Below are 19,126 nucleotides of genomic sequence, written 5' to 3'. Positions count from 1 at the left end.
ATACACTCCAGAAACCATTATAATAGGCTTAGGGGTAAAATATATTCAGGGAGATTGGACATGGAGCATTTCTGGGAAAATGAATATGTTGTGACAGCAGGTTATTACAGTGTGGCAATTCTCTGCATGGTTGTATTCCTGGCTGTCTTTGAATTGGTCACTAAATACCGGAACTGGGATGAAATCAAAAAAGGGAATATTTCAGTCGCGATGGCCACCGGAGGGAAAATTTTCGGTGTAGCGAATATATTCCGCCATTCCATCAACCAGCATGATTCACTTCTCACTATGATCAGCTGGGGAGTTTTCGGCTTCGTGCTGCTTTTGATTGGATACTTTATTTTTGAATTCCTGACACCGAAATTCAATATCGATAAAGAAATAGAAAAGGACAACCGTGCAGTTGGACTGATTTCAATGGTTATCTCTGTCGGCCTGTCGTATATCATCGGGGCGGGAATTTAAACAGGAGGATCTCAATAGATGGAAAAACTGGCAAAAATCTTGCTGATCCTATGCGGAGTCTTTCTGCTGGTCGGCATGATCTATATGATGTTTTTTGCGTAAAATTGTTGAAAACCGCCTATCCTGGCGGTTTTTTTAGTGGGAATAATCTTGAATAGTAGATTATTATCTGGGTGTTTGTCCCTATTATCCTACAAAAAACTATTCTAATTGTCATAAAAAGACCATTATATTATAATGAGAGATAGAATTTTCAAAAAATTTTAAATAAGGAGGCGTCATGATGGAAGTAGAAAAGCCATGGCTGTCGCAATACCCCCCGGAAATCCCTGCTCATTTGGATCTCCAAGAAGCAACTGTCCAGGATTACCTCAAGCAAACTGCTGAGAAATATCCTGAGAAGGTTGCCATCCATTTCATGGGCAAGGAACTGACGTATAAGCAAGTCTACAACTATGCGAAAAAACTGGCTGCCTATTTACAAGACTTGGGAATTGAAAAAGGGGACAGAGTCGCGATCATGCTCCCTAATACCCCTCAGTCAATCATCAGTTACTATGCTATCCTGATGGCCGGCGGAATCGTGGTCCAAACCAATCCGCTGTATATGGAACGAGAGCTGGAGTACCAGATGAAGGATTCCGGTGCCAAGGCAATCATCACCCTGGATATTTTATTCCCGAGGGTGTCAAAGGTCATTGCCAATACGGATTTAGAAAATGTAATTGTAACCGCTATCAAAGATTATCTGCCATTCCCGAAGAATCTTGTCTATCCTTACATCCAGAAAAAACAGTATGGCCTCATCGTGAACGTGAAGCATGAAGGGCAGAATCATCTTTTTACCGAGATTATGAAAAAGCCTGCGGGCAAGATCAAGGAATACGATCTTGACTTTGAAGAAGACTTGGCTTTATTGCAATATACAGGGGGAACAACCGGGTTTCCGAAAGGGGTCATGCTGACTCATAAAAACCTGATAGCAAATGCGGCAATGAGCAATGCCTGGCTGTATAAATGCAAAGAGGGTGAAGAAACCGTCCTTGGGATCCTTCCGTTTTTCCATGTGTATGGAATGACAGCTGTGTTGATTCTGTCTGTCATGCAGGGACAAAAAATGGTGCTACTGCCGAAATTCGAAGCCGAAACGACGTTAAAGACGATTCAAAAACAAAAGCCGACACTTTTTCCTGGTGCTCCAACCATTTACATTGGCTTGCTGAATCATCCTGATATTAAGAAATATGATCTGTCTTCGATTGATTCCTGTATCAGCGGCTCTGCTCCGCTGCCAGTGGAGGTCCAGGAAAGATTCGAGGAAGTAACTGGCGGGAAGCTTGTAGAAGGATACGGGCTGACTGAATCGTCACCGGTTACCCATGCTAACTTCCTATGGGATAAAAAGCGTGTGAAAGGAAGCATAGGCGTCCCGTGGCCGGATACAGATGCCGCTATTTTCTCAATGGAGAGTGGTGAGCCGCTGCCGCCTGGTGAAATCGGCGAATTAGCCGTGAAAGGTCCGCAGGTAATGAAGGGTTACTGGAACAGGCCAGAAGAAACGGAGCAGGTCCTAAAGGATGGCTGGCTTCTGACTGGCGACCTTGGCTATATGGATGAGGAAGGGTATTTTTATATCGTCGACCGGAAGAAGGACATGATCATTGCCGGAGGATTCAATATCTATCCGCGTGAAATCGAGGAAGTCCTCTACGAGCATCCTGCGGTCCAGGAGGTAGTGGCGGCAGGAATACCAGATCCTTATAGAGGAGAAACGGTTAAAGTCTATATTGTGCTGAAAGAAGGCGCAGAAGCGACCGAGGAAGAACTTAACGAGTATTCACGCAAGCATTTGGCAGCCTATAAGGTCCCAAGACTTTATGAATTCAGAAAAGAATTGCCGAAAACAGCAGTCGGCAAGATTCTCAGAAGAGCACTTGTAGACGAAGAAAAAGCAAAAACTTTAGAAGATCAGCAGAAGCGAGCTTAACTTTCAAAAGCCGGCTTACTCGGCTCTTTCTTTTTGGCAAAGAAAGCTTGTCCAAATGAAACACATTTCCTTGACAGAAATGTGAGTGAATACTATTATAAAAATATGAATGACGATTCATTCAGTGAAAAATAATGCAGACAAAATCGTAAACGGGAGTGTGCCACTTTAGCATTTATTGCTTGTGCTTTTCCTGGAGCGGGAGTGAAAAAATTGAAAAAAAACAGGCCGAAGTATATGCAAATAATTGATGCAGCAGTCGTCGTTATCGCAGAAAACGGCTATCACCAGGCGCAAGTGTCTAAAATAGCGAAGCAGGCTGGAGTGGCTGACGGGACCATTTATTTGTATTTCAAGAATAAAGAAGACATACTGATTTCTCTGTTCCAGGAGAAGATGGGTTACTTCGTAGAAAATATCGAACAAAAAATTGCAGGAAAAAAGACAGCAACAGAGAAATTATACATGTTGGTCGAAACGCATTTCAAAATGCTTTCCCAGGACCGGCATCTTGCAATTGTGACCCAGCTGGAACTAAGGCAGTCGAATAAGGACCTCCGCCATAAAATCAACGAGGTGCTGAAAGGCTACTTAATGCTGATCGACAAAATCATTTTGGAAGGCATAGAGAATGGTGAGTTTTCAGGCTCCCTGGATTTGCGTCTTGCTAGGCAAATGATTTTTGGTACGGTGGATGAAACTGTGACTTCATGGGTAATGAATGAACAGAAATACAATCTGCCTGACCTGGCTGAAGCGGTACACCAGCTGCTGATCAACGGCTGCGGTTACCACGGTGCCAAACCGGTCCTTTAATCAAGTCCGTTCCAATGCCCTGTTTTTCAGGTCTTTTGGAAATGGTCCGTAAAAGGCAGTATCGCACATAGGGAGAAGCCTTTGTGCGAGGCCTGTCTTCATGTAAAAGGAGGGGAAAATGTGGAGTATCTCAAATGGTCTGCGGAGGACAGGATTGCAACGATTACGATTGCCCGTCCGCCGGCGAATGCCCTTGCTTCAGGATTGCTAAAGGAAATATCAGCTGTGCTTGATGAAATCGAGGGAAATGAAGAAGTCAGAGTAGTCCTGATTCATGGGGAAGGAAGATTCTTCTCTGCAGGTGCTGACATTAAGGAATTCACCACAATCAAAACTGGTGAAGACTTTGCGAAACTAGCAGAGTATGGACAAGATCTTTTCGAACGTATGGAATATTTTCCGAAGCCGATTATCGCAGCTATCCATGGTGCGGCACTGGGCGGAGGTCTGGAGCTTGCCATGGCTTGCCACTTCAGGCTGGTGGCTGAAAATGCGAAATTAGGCTTGCCAGAATTGCAGCTCGGATTGGTTCCTGGGTTTGCAGGAAGCCAGCGTCTTCCAAGATATGTCGGCGTTGCGAGAGCGGCTGAAATGCTGTTCACAAGCGATCCAATCACAGGGGTGGAAGCAGTCCAATTCGGCCTCGCAAACCATGCCTACCCAGAAGCGGAATTGCTTGAAAACGCATACAAGCTGGCTGGCAAGATTGCGAAGAAGAGTCCTGTATCCATTGGGGCAGCTATCAAACTCTTGAACTATACCAAGCATGAAGCCTTTTACAAAGGGGTCAAGGAAGAGGCAAAACTCTTCGGCGATGTCTTCCTGTCAGAGGATGGCCAGGAAGGGATCAGCGCATTCCTTGAAAAGAGGCAGCCGGAGTTCAAAGGCAGATAAGCAAACTTTTAGCATCAATATTTTTTTGTTATAAATTTTTCTAATCTTTAGAACAGCTAAAATGTTTGAATACTTAGGAGGGGAACAAATGAATATCTACGTTCTAATGAAAAGGACATTCGATACAGAAGAAAAAATCACACTATCAAACGGCAAAATCAATGAAGATGGCGCTGAATTCATCATCAATCCATATGATGAGTATGCAATCGAGGAAGCAATCCAGGTCAGGGATGCTCACGGCGGAGAAGTAACAGTCATTTCTGTCGGGAATGAAGAAACCGAGAAGCAGCTTCGTACTGCATTGGCGATGGGAGCAGATAAAGCAGTATTGATCAATATCGAGGACGATGTTGAAGACGGAGACCAGTTTACTACAGCGAAAATCATTGCTGAATACCTGAAGGATAAAGAAGCTGACCTGATCCTTGGCGGTAATGTCGCAATCGATGGCGGATCAGGACAGGTAGGGCCACGAGTTGCTGAACAGCTTGGAATGCCATATGTAACAACCATTACGAAGCTGGAAATCAACGGAACTACTGCTACGATCACTAGAGATGTAGAAGGGGATTCTGAAGTCATTGAGACAAGCCTCCCAGTTCTTGTAACTGCGCAGCAGGGCTTGAACGAGCCGCGTTATCCATCTCTTCCGGGGATCATGAAAGCGAAGAAGAAGCCTCTTGAAGAGCTAGAGCTGGATGATCTTGATCTGGATGAAGACGATGTGGAAGCTAAGACGAAAACAATCGAAATTTATCTTCCTCCGCAAAAAGAGGCAGGAAAAGTCCTTCAAGGCGAGCTAGCCGACCAGGTTAAGGAACTTGTCAGCCTGCTTCACTCAGAAGCAAAAGTCGTTTAAGACATAAAGGAAGAATAAATACGCAGGAGGTAAATCAAATGGCGAGAAAAGTATTAGTATTGGGAGAAGCACGTGACGGACAACTAAGAAATGTTTCTTTCGAAGCAATCGCAGCTGCAAAAACTGTTGCTGAGGGCGGAGAAGTAGTTGGAGTATTGCTTGGCGAATCTGTAAGTTCATTAGGCAATGACCTATATCAATATGGTGCCGACAAAGTTGTGGCAGTAGAAGATGCCAAGCTGGCACAGTATACACCAGACGGGTTTTCACAGGCATTGATGGCTGTCATCGAGCAGGAAAATCCTGAGGGAATCATTTTCGGACATACATCCCTTGGAAAAGACCTTGCACCGAAAGTCGCAAGCAAATTGGGCTCAGGACTCATTTCAGATGCGGTAGCGGTAGAGGAAGCGGGCGGCAATCTTGTATTCACTCGCCCTATCTATTCAGGGAAGGCTTTTGAAAAGAAGATTGTCACTGATGGATTAGTGTTTGCAACAATCCGTCCAAACAATATTGCTCCTTTGGAACAGGATGCAGGCAAATCTGGTGAAGTATCAACTGTTTCAGCAGAAATCAAGGATCTGAGAACAATCATCAAGGATGTTGTCCGCAAAGCAACTGAAGGCGTAGACCTGTCAGAAGCAAAGGTCGTTGTAGCTGGAGGACGCGGTGTCAAGAGCGAAGAGGGCTTCGAACCTCTTAAGGAACTGGCAGACGTCCTCGGCGGAGCGGTTGGCGCTTCCCGTGGTGCTTGTGACGCTGACTATTGTGATTATTCACTTCAGATTGGGCAGACAGGCAAGGTTGTTACACCTGACCTGTATATCGCTGCTGGTATCTCTGGAGCAATCCAGCACCTTGCAGGTATGTCAAACTCCAAAGTCATCGTCGCGATCAACAAAGATCCAGAAGCCAACATCTTTAAAGTGGCAGACTACGGGATCGTTGGTGACTTATTCGAAGTCGTTCCAATGCTCACTGAAGAGTTCAAGAAGCTTAAAGTCAATGCTTAAAATAACCTATGAAAACGGACGTGAACAGCGTCCGTTTTTCATTTTTTATAGGAATATTCAAATGCAAAGAGGGTAAATTACAACAAGAGCATATAAATAGCATCAATTGGTAAACGATGATATACTGACGGTATTATCCAGATTTATTTAGGAGGCATTCAAATGGCTATTACACATGCTACTGACGCAACTTTTGCTAACGAAACAGGATCAGGCCTAGTGCTTGTTGATTTTTGGGCACCATGGTGCGGCCCTTGTAAGATGATCGCTCCTGTGCTTGAAGAATTAGATTCAGAAATGGGCGACAAAGTCAAAATCGTGAAGCTTGATGTGGATGACAATCAGGAAACTGCAGCACAATACGGCATCATGAGCATCCCGACATTGCTTGTCCTTAAAGATGGACAGCCGGTTGATAAAGTAATCGGTTTCCAGCCAAAAGAAGCACTTGCAGGACGTCTTCAACAGCATATTTAATCTCATACAGAAGTCCCGCCTTCCCTTGGAAGGCGGGATTTTTTTTGGCTGAACTTCAATTGAAATAGGGTATAATCATTTGGATTGTTCAATAGTTTGTCAAAGTTTTCTCACAAAGTTCGTTGACAGTGAAAATCATTCTCGATTATAATAACAACTGTGATTGAAAATCATTATCATTTAAAAAATCAAATTAATCATATGGGGGCATACAATCATGAAAAAACGAGACCTTAAAATTGTTTTTGCAAGTTTCATAATGGCAAGTGCCGTATTGGCAGGCTGTGGAGCGGATAATGACACAGCATCAAAGCCTGATGAGAAGAAGCAAGAAGAAACTGTCAATAAGGAAGAATCAGCGGAAACGGAAGAAGCTGAAACTGAAGTCGAATATGGTGATGTATACAAGGAAGCGGTCGCTGAGCTTGAAAAAGCTAAAGAAGGTAAGGAAGTAGACTTTGATAAAGTAACGAAACTTTATACGGAAAACCTTCAAAGCCTGGTTCAAAACAGGGATCAGGAATTTGACGATACAGTTGACCAGCACATCACGACAGCGCTGCAGGCTGGAAAAGACGGTTCAATGGATAAGGTAGTTGTTAAACAAATTTTCGATAAGCTAATGCAAAAAGTATTTTATACAACGATGAAACATGAATTTATCGAAGTAGCCGAAAACTGGGATGATAAAGAAGCAGTGAAGGAAGAAATTGAAGAGGCAAAAGAATTTTATGCAATCATTGAAGGTACTGTGCAAAAGCGCGATGACGCTTATGGCACGAACATGAAGGATGCCATTTCTGGCGGGTTTGCTGAAATGGAAAAGGCTGTAGACGCAGATGACCAATTGGCCTTCAAGCTTGGACAACAAGTCGTCGATAAAACTTTAATGAAGACATTCTACCTTGCAACTGCTGCACTTCCAAATGGTTACGCAACGAAAGCTGAAGCTAAGGCAAAAGAAGATGCTGAAGCTGCAAAAGTTGAACAGGCAGAAGGATGGGCATTTTATCAGTCCATTGCCAGCTACCTAGTAAAGAACGCGCCGGAAGAAGCAGAAAAGATTGAAAAACAATTTAACTTGGAGACTGATGTGAAGACGATCGATCCGGCAGCTGTCAATCATGCTGCAGTCAGAGGGTTTGCGAAGATCGCCCTGCATGAGTTGGAAGAAAGTGAAGAGAACTGGGGCGAGGATAAAGGGGTAATCACAGCTCTTGAAGGTGCTTTGTTCACTGACATGATTGGTGAAGACATTAAGCGTCTGGTCGGTGAAGAGGAATATGCTTCACTTTCAGAGAACGCCCAAAAATATTACGAAGCTGCCAAAGCAAAGGATAAAGAAAATGGAGAGGCTTTGAGAAAAGAAGTAGTAGCAGCTCTCCAAACTGTAATCGATTCAGCAAAATAATGCTTGCCGGAAGAACCTTGTACCCTGACAAGGTTTTTCCTTTTTTACTCTGCTTCTAAATTTCTCTATAATATAGAATGGCAGAGACAATGTTGACTGAGGTGTATTCTTTGAAAATTATCGTTACGGGGGGGGCTGGTTTTATCGGCTGCCACCTATCAAGAAAATTAGTGGAAGAAGGCAATGAGGTACTGGTCATAGACGCAATCCATTCTTATTACTCAAAAAAAAGAAAACTCGACCAGCTGAATTATATTGGAGAAGCGGGCCCGTATCGGTTTGAGGAAAAGAACCTGCTGGATGATGAAGATGATATCCGGGAAATTTTCCTTGAATTTCAGGCAGACTGTGTTGTTCACCTGGCAGCTTTGCCTGGAGTCAGCTACTCACTTGAAGCCCCCGGGCAGTATGTGGATTATGACGTAAAAGCGACGGTCAATGTCCTGAAGTTCTCTGGTGAGTCGAATGTGAAGCAGGTCATTTATGCTTCCTCATCTTCTGTATACGGGGAACAGGCGAATGAACCGTTAACTGAAGAAATGGCAACCGGCAAAGTGATTTCCCCCTATGCTGCGGCTAAATATGGTGCCGAAGCCTTTTGCCATGCATTCGCAAGCATGTATCAGTATGATATGACAATCCTCAGGTTCTTTACAGTGTATGGCCCTTGGGGCAGGCCAGATATGGCGATCACAAAGTTTATAGAAAGAATACTGAACGGTGAAGAAATCACGGTATTTGGCAATGGGACGTCACGTGATTATACGTACATAGATGATATAATTGAAGGAATTTATGCAGCGATCCATAAAGCACGCGGAACCAATATTATGAATTTAGGATCTTCCCGGCCAGTTTCCATCGAGGAATTGATTGAAGCCATTGCAAAACATTTTCCAGATATGAAGATTCACCATGCAGGCTTCAGGCAGGGTGATGTGACCTCGACCTGGGCTGATACTTCAAAAGCCAAAGAACTGCTGGATTTCCAGGCCAAAGTACCTTTTGATGAAGGGTTGGCCAGGACAGTGAGATGGGCAGTTGATTACTATGGCAAGGAATAAGTCCTTACTTCTTAAAATGGTTGCGATGATTCTCGTGATCATTTTTGCAATACTATCATTCAGGTATTTCCATATCGGCACATTGTTAGACGAGAGCCTTCATTTTTGGAGGTCGGCTTCTCTGTTTTGGGGTGCTGCATTTACCTATCTCCTTGCCTTCCTAATGAGGGCCCTGGCATGGAAAATATATATTCCGAAACAAGTAAAGTTCACGAACTGTGTACAGGGAGTATTTTTAAGTTTGTTCATCAATCATATTACGCCTGTAAAAGCTGGAGATCTCTTCCGTGCAGGTTTCCTCGCCGCCAAGGAGCAGGAATTGACCCTCGATGAATCCGCCAATTCCGTCATTTTTATGCGAGTCCTCGATATCGTTACATTGGCATCCATTGCTGGAGCAGGGTTATTGATCTTAGGCAAAGATCTTGTATTCAATCTCTCCTTGCCATTATTGGCTGCTTTCGCGATTCTCGCCATAATCGCAATTATGCTTCTGAACCGATTTTTTCCTGGTTTTGTCCAAAAGCAGCTGATAATGTTGAAGAATGCCTTGTCCCAAAAGAGGAGTCTCTATCTATTGCCAATGGTCATTATCAGCTGGGTGTTGGAAAGCTTCGTCATCTGGAATATCTCAAAGTCCATGGGGATATCTCTATCTTTCATTGAAGGCTTGTGGGTTAATTCCCTTACTGTAGGAGGCCAGGTATTCCAAATCACTCCTGGCGGAATATCGACATATGAATCAGTTATGACAGCCGCTTTGGCCATTTTGGATATTGGGACCAGGGAGGCCTATACAGCTTCCATTTTAAGCCATGGCTTTAAATTTGTTTTTTCATATTTTACTGGCCTGCTCTTATTGATTTCCTCTCCTGCATATTTTCGCAGGGAGCTAAGGAATATCGGGGCAGGAAGAAAGAAGGATTAGAATGAAAAGCGCATCTAAATTTGAAAAATTCGCGGCCCGAAGCTGGAACCTGCTTAATGAAGGGAAGCCATTCACGCCAATTTTCACGGTTGGCACAATGATGTTATTCCATCTCGGTGATTTTGGCAGCGCTGGAAGATTCACAGAGTTTCTTCTCGCCCTGCTTACAGTCCTGCCGCTTTTTATCATGTATTTTATTTATGATTTTCCGTTGTTTTTGAGAAACTATCTATGGCTTCCGTTTATTGTTTTCATCATTGTTTGGCCTAATCTAAATTTAAGTTTGCTGCTGTTTGCGGCCGGCCTTTATTTCTTCTTTACTGTGTTTTTCTGGGGGACGTTTTATTATCACTTAAGAATTGGCACTTCCTGGTTGAACTTCACGAGGTTTTGGAAGCTCGTTTTAAAGAACAGTGATTCGACCAGCGGGAATGCCCAGGAACAGCTTCCGAAGTTCTTGCTGCTGCTCTCCGTATGGGAATTGTCTTATACTGCGATCTCTGGCGGCTCTGGTATGCCGCTGGCGGACCTAGCAATGTTTTATGGCTTTATATTGCTGTTTGCCTTTATTTTGCACAGATATTTATTTGACTGGAAACCGAAGGCGTACGATACCTATACAAAGGATGGAGGGCCTGAAGTACCTGAAAATGGCCTGTCGGACAAGGTGATTGTCATTGTCATCGATGGCATGCGCAAGGAACGTTTTTATGAGGCGAATACGCCTTTTCTCGACCAGTTAAAAGAGAATGGCACGGAATATTTGAATATGGAAACCTTGTACCCTGCGAGAACAGTGGTATGCTTTAGTTCCATGTTTACTGGTACCTATCCGTTTGAGCATGGAATAAAGTCGAATATGGTCTATAAGCTTGGGGTAAATACGGAAACCATTTTTGACTCGCTCAGGAAAGTTGGCAAAAGAGGGAGACTGCTTGGCATTGCCCATCTTGTTGATGCCATGGGAAGTGATGTCGAGACCGTGACGGCTGTCATGCATAAGGATAAGGCTGACACCAATATGCTGGCGAGGGCCAGAAAGATCATGGACGAGCAGGATCCTGACCTGTTTATCGTGCAAATGATCGGGACAGATCAGGTTGGCCACAGCCGAGGGGTACTCTATGATGATTATATTGAAAAGATTGAAGAAGCTGACGCGCTGATTAAGGAGTTTGTTGAATGGCTTGAGGCAGAAGGGAAAATGGAGAATACAACGCTTGTCGTTTGTGCTGACCATGGACAGGCTGATGGCATTGGGGGCCATGGCCACCTTGATGAAGGTGAAAGATTTGTTCCATTTTTCATGCATGGGCCGCATATCAGGAAGGGAAATAAAGTCCAGGAAAAGCATAGTCTTGTCTCACTGGCTCCGACGATTTCCTATCTGATGGGAGCGCCGTATCCAGCCAGCAGCAGGGGCAAAGTATTAATGGACGCAATCAAAGCAGAGAAGGAAGAGAATTGATTTGAATAAAGTGATCGTATTTTTGCCGGCTTTTAATGAAGAAGAATCTATAGCTGAAGTGATTGGAAATATCCCCCGCAGTTTTGCCGGTGCTGCTCAGGTGGAAGTGCTGGTCATCGACGACGGGTCAACCGATGGAACGGTTGCTGAAGCGAAAAAAGCAGGGGCAGACCATATCATCACCTTTGAAAAAAACCGCGGCCTGGGTGCCGCGGTCCGAAAGGGAATACAAGAGTGTTATAAGATGGGTGCAGATGTCGGTGTGATGATCGATGCAGATGGAGAATATCCGGCATGGCAAATTCCTGATATCGTCAAACCAATCTTGACTGGTGAAGCAGATTATACGATGGGCTCAAGATTTATGGGCACAATAAAAGGAATGAAATTTCACCGCAGGATGGGGAATTATTTTTTCACATTTTTGCAAACCTTATTATTGAGAAAATGGCTTTTTGACGGACAATCAGGAATGAGGGCGTTTTCGAGGCAGGTCCTTAAACATGCGGAAATCATCCATGATTACAATTATGCGCAAGTATTGACGCTGAACCTTGTCCGAAAAGGCTTCAGGGTGCTTGAGGTGCCGATCCAATACCGGGTGAGGACAACAGGAACATCCTTTATTTCGTTTAAAAAATATATGACGAATGTGGTTCCTGCCGTCTATCGAGAAATGTCCAGGCCGGTATCAAAGCTCGCTGGAGAAGAGATATATCAACGTAAAAGCAGTGAAAATAGTGACAAAAAGGTGACGGTTATCAAATATGATTGACATTCATAATGATAATCATTATCATTATCATTGTAGGAGGGAAACAACAAATGAAAAGAGCTATATTTTTTTGTTTTTCATTGATATTGATTCTCATTAGCATTCCGCTGTCTGCCAGCGCGTATTCATATGGGGATCCCAATGAAGAAAAAGTTGCAGAAGTTTACAAGGAAATGCAATTGAAACTGGATGAGAACCCTCCGAATTTCTCAGCGGCTAAATCCCTGTTCGGAACAGTCAAGGAAGAAATCGACATGCATATGGGAACTGAGCCAGGGGAAGTCATCATGAAAAGTCTGAATGATGAAGATAAAGAAGCAGCCATTGAGAATATGGAAAAACTCCTCGTATTAAATGTAGCGAGAAGGCTTGAAAGCATCGAAAAGAATTTTGAGGAATTTGACAATTCCAAAAAGCTCCTTGCAAAAGGATTTGCTACATATCAGGCATTATCGCCTAAGGTGGAAGCACAAAATGCAGAAGTGGATCAACAGATCAAAGCTGATTTTGATGCTGCACTGGAAGCATTGGGGAATCCCGGATTGTTTGGAGTCGGGAAAAAACCATCTGACATCGAGACTTTTAAAGAAAAAAAAGAAGCAATCCTCGATTCATTACAAAAGGAGTTCAATCTTGCCAGCCTGGAAGTAGGTCACTTTGCTGAAAGTGCAACTGAACAAGAAGGTACAGGCAAAAAGGATTGGACGGATTTATCGAATTTCCGCAACTGGATTCCAATCATCATCATCATTGGAGTGATTGCGGCAGTAGTGGCCATTGGCATTAAGAGAAGAAGATCATAAATTTTGATGACACCTTGGAGAGGGGAGAATCAGCAATGGAAGTTCAAGCGTTATTGATTACTTTTCGTGAAGTATTGGAAGCGTTGTTAATTATCGGGATCATCACAACCTATCTAAAGAGGATGGATCATTCCAAGTATACGAAATATGTGTGGCTGGGTGCAGGCCTAGCTGTCCTGGCAAGTATCGGGGTAGCGATCCTGTTCCAGGTCGTGTTCACCGGATTCGCCGCAATGGGCAGCGAGATTTACCTGAAGATTGGAATTATGATTGTATCAACGGTCCTTCTGACCCAGATGGTATTTTGGATGGCGAGCCACAGCAAGAACCTTAAAGGCAATATGGAAGGGAAAATGAATAAATTCATCTCGACAGGCAATATTGTCGGCATGGTCATCCACTCATTCCTCGTTGTCTTGCGTGAAGGAATCGAGACGGTTTTCTTCTTTGCAGCGATCACTGGCGGAAACATCGGTGCTGCAATGCAGGGATGGGGAGCGATTACCGGAACACTGATTGCTGTAGTCGTATCCTACATGTTCTTCAAGGGAACAATGAAGGTAAACCTGAAGACATTCTTCCAGATCACTGGAGCATTCATCATCCTGATTTCAGCCGGTTTGCTTGTACAGGCAATCTCGATGATGCAGGACATTAACCTGATTGGAAGCGTCATGTACCACGTTTACGATATTACATGGCTGCTGCCTGAACACCCGATTGATTATGCCCACTATCTACGCGACAACGGTGTAGCACCGCTTATCTCTGGTGATGTCGGAATCTTCCTGAAGGCGTTGTTCGGATATTCATCGATGCCATCCATTGAGGAAGTCATCGCGTATATTGGCTATTTTGCGGCAATCTTCCTGCTGACATCATCAAAAAGCACCAAGAAGCAGCAGTCTGCTGAAAAAACGGCCGAAGCAAAGCAGGTCAATGTATTGAATCCACAGGTAAAATAAAAGCTTGAGGTATAAATCTCCTCTCTCCAGAAAAAGTACAGGGAAATTCCTTGTACTTTTTTCATACGTAAAAACAAAGTTGGTGTTTGGACCATGAATTTCACGAAACTAAACAAAACCATCATTTCTGGGTTCAGTTTGCTTGCCATCCTTTATGTTTTCATGACTCAGCTTGGCAATCTGAATCCCTTCGTCTCTTCCTGGGATCAGGTCGATTTTGCCCTTGCGCTTGACCGCTTCGATTTAAGGGCGATGCAACCACATTTTCCCGGCTATCCTTACTTCATTTTAGGAGGATTGCTCACGGAAAATTTCGTGCAAAATCCAGGACAGGCGTTGGTGGCATTCAATGTACTCGTATATGCGAGCTCGATCCTGCCTGTATACCTGCTGGCCTCAAAAATCGTTTCAAAGCAAAGTGCCGTTCTTGTCGCTGCCGCCATTTACACGGCTAGCTACCCTCTGATTATCGTCAATCAGCCGATGTCTGAAGGTGCTGCACTTGCCGCATTCTGGTGGTTCTTCTGGAGCATAACAGCAGCAGAGTCAAAACCTTCAGGGAAATGGATGCTCCTTCCCCTGTTTCTATTCAGTGTGCTGCTGGGGATCAGATTGAGTTATATCCCGATGGGAATTGGCCTCATTTATCTTTTTTATAAAAAATGGACAAAACAGGAGCTTACTTTTCCGGGTATGATCAAACTTGCGGTCATCGCCGGCCTGTTCCAGCTGATTTGGGTCGGCGGACTGATTCTAACCGAGGGAAGCATCGCCAACTTCCTCGAGCTTGCATTCGGATTCACCGGCGGGCATTTTCAGGAATGGGGAGGCACCTCGGCATCGAATGAACTTTCCTTTTTTGCAAGACTGAAGGCATTCTTGTTTACCAACATTTTGTGGTGGGGAATATTTTCACGAACAACTGTTTTGATGGTATTATATATAGTTATTGGCAGCATTATTTTATTGCCGTCTCGCAAAAGCGGGATTTTCAAGGAAAGCAGTGTCCAATTAAGTCTATTGCTGATGCTGGCTTATGGAGGCTGGGCGCTTTTTGCCCAGAATATCGACAAGCCGAGACATATATTGCCCGTGGCGCTGCTGATTGTATTTTTTTGCTTGCTTGTCTTTTTTAAAAAAAGAGCAGAGGGCTTAACACGCTATCTAGCTCTTGCCGTAATCATTGCCCAGGCAATTGTTTCATCAAGCTATGTGCAGGAACAGGCTGAGTCATCACCTGCTGTCTACCAGCTCGCGCATTATCTCGAAGGGCAGCCTGATGATTTTGTCCTGTATACATGGGAGGAAACAAGGGTGCTGCAGTTCCTGGGAATGCACTATCCCCATAAAAGAATCTACACCTATGAGATTTTTTTTCATGACCAGGGATTATATGAAGGAAAAACGATTTATTTAACAAATAGTGTAATAGACGGCTTCCGCTCCCAGGGAATCTATCCTCGCGGGAAGCTTGAAAAAGTAAAAACATTTACATCTAATGAAATTTTCGACCCGGTCTATCATGAGATTGTTTTATATAAATGGACACCGTAACAGGAGGTGAATGACATGAATGAGCAAATCAGAAATAAGCTTGCGCTTCTCCCTGCGCAGCCAGGATGTTATTTAATGAAGGACAGGCAGGGAACCATCATTTATGTGGGAAAAGCCAAGGTTTTAAAAAACAGGGTGCGCTCTTATTTTACCGGATCGCATGACGGCAAGACGCTCAGGCTTGTGAATGAAATCGAGGATTTTGAGTATATTGTCACCTCCTCCGATATGGAAGCCCTGCTTCTTGAAATCAATCTGATCAAAAAACATGACCCGAAATATAATATCATGCTCAAGGATGACAAGAGCTATCCCTTTATCAAGCTGACTGCAGAGCGGCATCCAAAGCTGATCATTACCCGAAAGGTCAAAAAAGACAGTGGCAAATATTTTGGACCATATCCGAACGTCCAGGCAGCGAATGAAACGAAGAAGCTGCTCGACAGGATTTATCCGCTCAGGAAGTGCTCGACACTGCCAGACCGCGTCTGTCTCTATTACCATATGGGCCAATGTCTGGCACCCTGTGTCAAGGACGTCAGCAAGGAAGAGTACAAGCAGATTACCGATGAAATCACGAAATTCCTGAATGGCGGTTACAAGGAAATCAAGGTTGATTTGACGGAAAAAATGGCTGCCGCTGCCGAAGAACTTGATTTTGAGAGGGCAAAGGAGTTCCGCGACAAGATTGCACATATCGAAGCAACAATGGAAAAGCAGAAGATGACCACGACAGACTTTACCGACCGTGATGTGTTTGGCTATGCCGTCGATAAAGGCTGGATGTGTGTTCAGGTATTTTTTATCCGCCAGGGGAAATTGATTGAAAGGGAAGTTTCAATGTTCCCAATCCATAATGAACCTGAAGAAGATATTCTCACATATCTTGGCCAATTTTATTCGAAAAATGAGCATTTCAAGCCAAAGGAGATACTGGTGCCCGAAAGCGTCGATCTCGAATTGGCTGAGGGGCTGCTTGGCGTAAAAGTCCTCAAGCCCCAGCGCGGCAAGAAAAAAGAGCTTGTCCACCTGGCTTCAAAAAATGCCCGTATCGCCCTTCAAGAAAAGTTCTCCTTGATCGAGCGCGATGAGGAAAGGACCATCAACGCAGTGGAGAACCTTGGGAAACAAATGGGGATTTATACACCGCATCGGATCGAATCATTTGATAACTCTAATATCCAGGGGACTGACCCGGTTTCGGCGATGATCGTATTCATTGATGGAAAACCCGAGAAAAGGGAGTACCGGAAATATAAAATCAAATCAGTGAAAGGGCCGGATGACTACGAGTCAATGAGGGAAGTCGTTCGCCGCCGGTATACCCGTGTTTTGAGAGAGGGTTTGCCGCTGCCGGATTTGATCATCATCGATGGCGGGAAAGGGCATATCGAGTCCGCCAGGGATGTCCTGGAGAATGAATTAGGTCTTGATATTCCGATAGCCGGTCTGGCCAAGGATGATAAGCACAGGACTTCTCAGCTGCTTTATGGCAATCCGTTGCAGGTGATCGAATTGCCGCGGAACAGCCAGGAATTTTACCTGCTGCAAAGGATTCAGGATGAGGTGCACCGCTTTGCCATCACCTTCCACCGCCAGCTGAGAGGCAAAAGCGCTTTCCAATCGATCCTCGATGATATTGCAGGCATTGGTGAGAAGCGCAAGAAAGCATTGCTGAAGCATTTCGGATCAGTTAAAAAAATGCGTGAAGCCTCTATTGAGGAATTGAGTGCAGCCGGGCTGCCGGCGAATGTTGCGCAGGAACTATATCAGAAATTACAGGATTAAGGTAGCAATCTATTTTTTTGTATGCTATAATGATAAAAATTTCATATTGCTATCACTTTAGAGTATTAAAGTGAAGATAGAGGTGCAAGCTTCAAGAGTAAAAGTCCGGAGAATTATAGGATTCGAGGAAGGCTTTGAAAGGGGATGCTTGCCGAAGTGGGGAGATGCCTATCCATTTTCTCGCTGGTCCTTCGTTGAATAAACGCTGGATTGTCAAGATTGCCATCTTGGAGTGCTATCTCATGTTGCAGCGTATATAGACGTTTATTAAGCAATGGGAGCCACTTCCATTGCTTTTTCTGTTTTTACGGCTCTTTTTTTAAAAGGCACGGGGAAAATACATATGCGGATAAGCCATGAAGCTCTTACAGAGGCAAAATACTGAAAAAGAGGCAGGGGAAACTTATGGGATTGATTGTACAGAAATTCGGCGGAACATCGGTTGGCAGTGTTGAGAAAATCAGGAATGCTGCCTCAAGGACAGCAGAAGAATTGAAGAACGGCAATAATGTCGTCGTAGTCGTATCAGCAATGGGCAAGACGACTGACCATCTTGTCGACATGGCGAACGATATTTCCAAGGCGCCATCCAAAAGGGAAATGGATATGCTTTTGACGACGGGAGAGCAAATCACCATCGCGCTTTACTCGATGGCTCTTGCACAAAGTGGCATAGAGGCCGTTTCATTTACAGGCTGGCAGGCTGGAATCAAGACTGAAGCCATCCATGGAAACGCCCGGATTATCGATATTGACACAGACAGGATTTCCAAAGAACTAGAGTCAGGAAAGATCGTTATTGTCGCTGGATTCCAGGGAGTAACGGATGACGGTGAAATCACGACACTTGGACGAGGCGGATCAGATACGACAGCTGTCGCGCTTGCAGCCGCATTGAAGGCTGACAAATGCGATATTTATACAGATGTAACAGGCGTGTTTACGACCGATCCAAGATTTGTGAAAAGCGCAAGGAAGTTACTGAGCGTTTCTTATGACGAGATGCTTGAGCTGGCGAACCTGGGAGCAGGTGTGCTCCACCCGCGTGCGGTCGAATTCGCCAAGAATTACGGGTTGCCGATTGAAGTAAGATCCAGCATGGAAAAAGAAAGAGGCACGATCATCGAGGAGGAGAATGAAATGGAACAAAATCTAATTGTACGCGGAGTAGCATTTGAAGACCAGATCACAAGAGTTTCAGTCTTGGGAGTAAGCACTTCATTAAAAGGGCTTTCCACGATCTTCACAACACTGGCGCAAAATCATATCAACGTGGATATTATCGTCCAGAGCCGCACAGAAGCAGGATTAGCCAATATTTCGTTCTCCATCAAGAGCAACGACCTTTCAGAGGCACTTGACGTATTGGAACGCAATAAAGAAACATTGAACTACCAGGCCGTCGAATCAGAAACAGGCCTTTCCAAGGTATCGATCGTCGGATCAGGCATGGTCTCAAATCCAGGTGTAGCCGCGAAGATGTTCGAAGTCCTCGAAGGAAACGGCATCCAGGTAAAGATGGTAAGCACATCAGAAATCAAAGTTTCCACAGTCGTAAACGAAAAACAAATGGTCCATGCCGTCGAATCATTGCATGAAGCATTCGAGCTTTATTCAGGAGCGGTTAAGACGAACTAAGAGATTTATTTTATTGCTTTCCTGGGTGTACTCCAGGAAAGCTTTTTTATCAGATATATTGACGCTGACCCGTGTTCGGTTGAAAGAAAGCTATCAAGTCCATCTGTATGTGCCCGTGAGAAGGAAAAATGAAAGCTGACGGTCACAAAAAAGGGAAACATGTGCCCGTGAGAAGGAAAAGAGAGAGCTGACGGGTACAAAAAAGGGAAACATGT

The 19,126-nt window shown here is 44.3% G+C and carries 17 protein-coding genes and 1 riboswitch; all 17 genes read left to right on the top strand.

What is annotated here, in order from left to right:
- Window positions 1–60: 60 nt before the first annotated feature.
- The 17 genes from J7E38_RS23340 to J7E38_RS23260 all read left to right on the top strand — a co-directional run bounded on the left by J7E38_RS23340 (window position 61) and on the right by J7E38_RS23260 (window position 18,911).
- Window positions 61–465, top strand: coding sequence for a DUF350 domain-containing protein (locus J7E38_RS23340; RefSeq protein WP_214704765.1), 405 nt, complete (start codon window positions 61–63; stop codon window positions 463–465).
- Between the two features lie 283 nt (window positions 466–748).
- Window positions 749–2,452: a long-chain-fatty-acid--CoA ligase gene (locus tag J7E38_RS23335; protein WP_214704823.1), complete on the top strand. Its 1,704-nt coding sequence runs from the start codon at window positions 749–751 to the stop codon at window positions 2,450–2,452.
- Between the two features lie 213 nt (window positions 2,453–2,665).
- Window positions 2,666–3,268 carry a fatty acid metabolism transcriptional regulator FadR gene (locus J7E38_RS23330; RefSeq protein ID WP_214704764.1) on the top strand — a complete coding sequence of 201 codons (603 nt, stop codon included), beginning with the start codon at window positions 2,666–2,668 and terminating at the stop codon, window positions 3,266–3,268.
- A gap of 120 nt (window positions 3,269–3,388) precedes the next feature.
- The gene (locus J7E38_RS23325) at window positions 3,389–4,162 is read left to right on the top strand and encodes an enoyl-CoA hydratase (RefSeq protein WP_214704763.1); all 774 of its coding nucleotides are present in this window, start codon (window positions 3,389–3,391) and stop codon (window positions 4,160–4,162) included.
- An 88-nt stretch (window positions 4,163–4,250) separates the two neighbouring features.
- Complete coding sequence (locus J7E38_RS23320; RefSeq protein ID WP_214704762.1) at window positions 4,251–5,024, top strand: electron transfer flavoprotein subunit beta/FixA family protein; 774 nt, start codon at window positions 4,251–4,253, stop codon at window positions 5,022–5,024.
- A 38-nt stretch (window positions 5,025–5,062) separates the two neighbouring features.
- The gene (locus J7E38_RS23315) at window positions 5,063–6,040 is read left to right on the top strand and encodes an electron transfer flavoprotein subunit alpha/FixB family protein (RefSeq protein WP_214704761.1); all 978 of its coding nucleotides are present in this window, start codon (window positions 5,063–5,065) and stop codon (window positions 6,038–6,040) included.
- Window positions 6,041–6,202: 162 nt separating this feature from the next.
- Window positions 6,203–6,517 carry a thioredoxin gene (trxA, locus tag J7E38_RS23310; protein WP_144477543.1) on the top strand — a complete coding sequence of 105 codons (315 nt, stop codon included), beginning with the start codon at window positions 6,203–6,205 and terminating at the stop codon, window positions 6,515–6,517.
- A 217-nt stretch (window positions 6,518–6,734) separates the two neighbouring features.
- Window positions 6,735–7,928 carry a hypothetical protein gene (locus J7E38_RS23305; RefSeq protein ID WP_214704760.1) on the top strand — a complete coding sequence of 398 codons (1,194 nt, stop codon included), beginning with the start codon at window positions 6,735–6,737 and terminating at the stop codon, window positions 7,926–7,928.
- A gap of 110 nt (window positions 7,929–8,038) precedes the next feature.
- Entirely contained in the window at window positions 8,039–8,992 is a 954-nt protein-coding gene (locus J7E38_RS23300) for an NAD-dependent epimerase/dehydratase family protein (protein WP_214704759.1), read from the top strand.
- A complete protein-coding gene (locus J7E38_RS23295) occupies window positions 8,979–9,920 on the top strand; it encodes a lysylphosphatidylglycerol synthase transmembrane domain-containing protein (RefSeq protein ID WP_214704758.1) in 942 nt (313 codons plus the stop codon). The genes J7E38_RS23300 and J7E38_RS23295 overlap by 14 nt, the downstream gene beginning before the upstream one ends.
- A gap of 1 nt (window position 9,921) precedes the next feature.
- Entirely contained in the window at window positions 9,922–11,388 is a 1,467-nt protein-coding gene (locus tag J7E38_RS23290; RefSeq protein ID WP_214704757.1) for an alkaline phosphatase family protein, read from the top strand.
- Window positions 11,384–12,163 (top strand): glycosyltransferase family 2 protein, encoded by a 780-nt coding sequence (locus J7E38_RS23285; protein ID WP_215039003.1) that lies wholly within the window; start codon window positions 11,384–11,386, stop codon window positions 12,161–12,163. The genes J7E38_RS23290 and J7E38_RS23285 overlap by 5 nt, the downstream gene beginning before the upstream one ends.
- 50 nt (window positions 12,164–12,213) lie before the next feature.
- The gene (locus J7E38_RS23280; RefSeq protein ID WP_214704755.1) at window positions 12,214–12,966 is read left to right on the top strand and encodes a hypothetical protein; all 753 of its coding nucleotides are present in this window, start codon (window positions 12,214–12,216) and stop codon (window positions 12,964–12,966) included.
- Window positions 12,967–13,001: 35 nt separating this feature from the next.
- Window positions 13,002–13,931, top strand: a complete 930-nt coding sequence (locus J7E38_RS23275) for an FTR1 family iron permease (RefSeq protein ID WP_214704754.1) — start codon at window positions 13,002–13,004, stop codon at window positions 13,929–13,931.
- Window positions 13,932–14,024: 93 nt separating this feature from the next.
- Window positions 14,025–15,485: a glycosyltransferase family 39 protein gene (locus J7E38_RS23270; protein WP_214704753.1), complete on the top strand. Its 1,461-nt coding sequence runs from the start codon at window positions 14,025–14,027 to the stop codon at window positions 15,483–15,485.
- Window positions 15,486–15,500: 15 nt separating this feature from the next.
- A complete protein-coding gene (gene uvrC, locus J7E38_RS23265) occupies window positions 15,501–17,273 on the top strand; it encodes an excinuclease ABC subunit UvrC (protein WP_214704752.1) in 1,773 nt (590 codons plus the stop codon).
- A 69-nt stretch (window positions 17,274–17,342) separates the two neighbouring features.
- Window positions 17,343–17,519: riboswitch (Lysine riboswitch) on the top strand.
- A 159-nt stretch (window positions 17,520–17,678) separates the two neighbouring features.
- Window positions 17,679–18,911, top strand: a complete 1,233-nt coding sequence (locus J7E38_RS23260) for an aspartate kinase (protein ID WP_214704751.1) — start codon at window positions 17,679–17,681, stop codon at window positions 18,909–18,911.
- Window positions 18,912–19,126: the final 215 nt, after the last annotated feature.

The organism is Bacillus sp. ISL-35 (genome assembly GCF_018613355.1).
GTDB lineage: Bacteria > Bacillota > Bacilli > Bacillales > Cytobacillaceae > Mesobacillus.
This window is presented reverse-complemented; position numbering and strand designations above follow the sequence as displayed.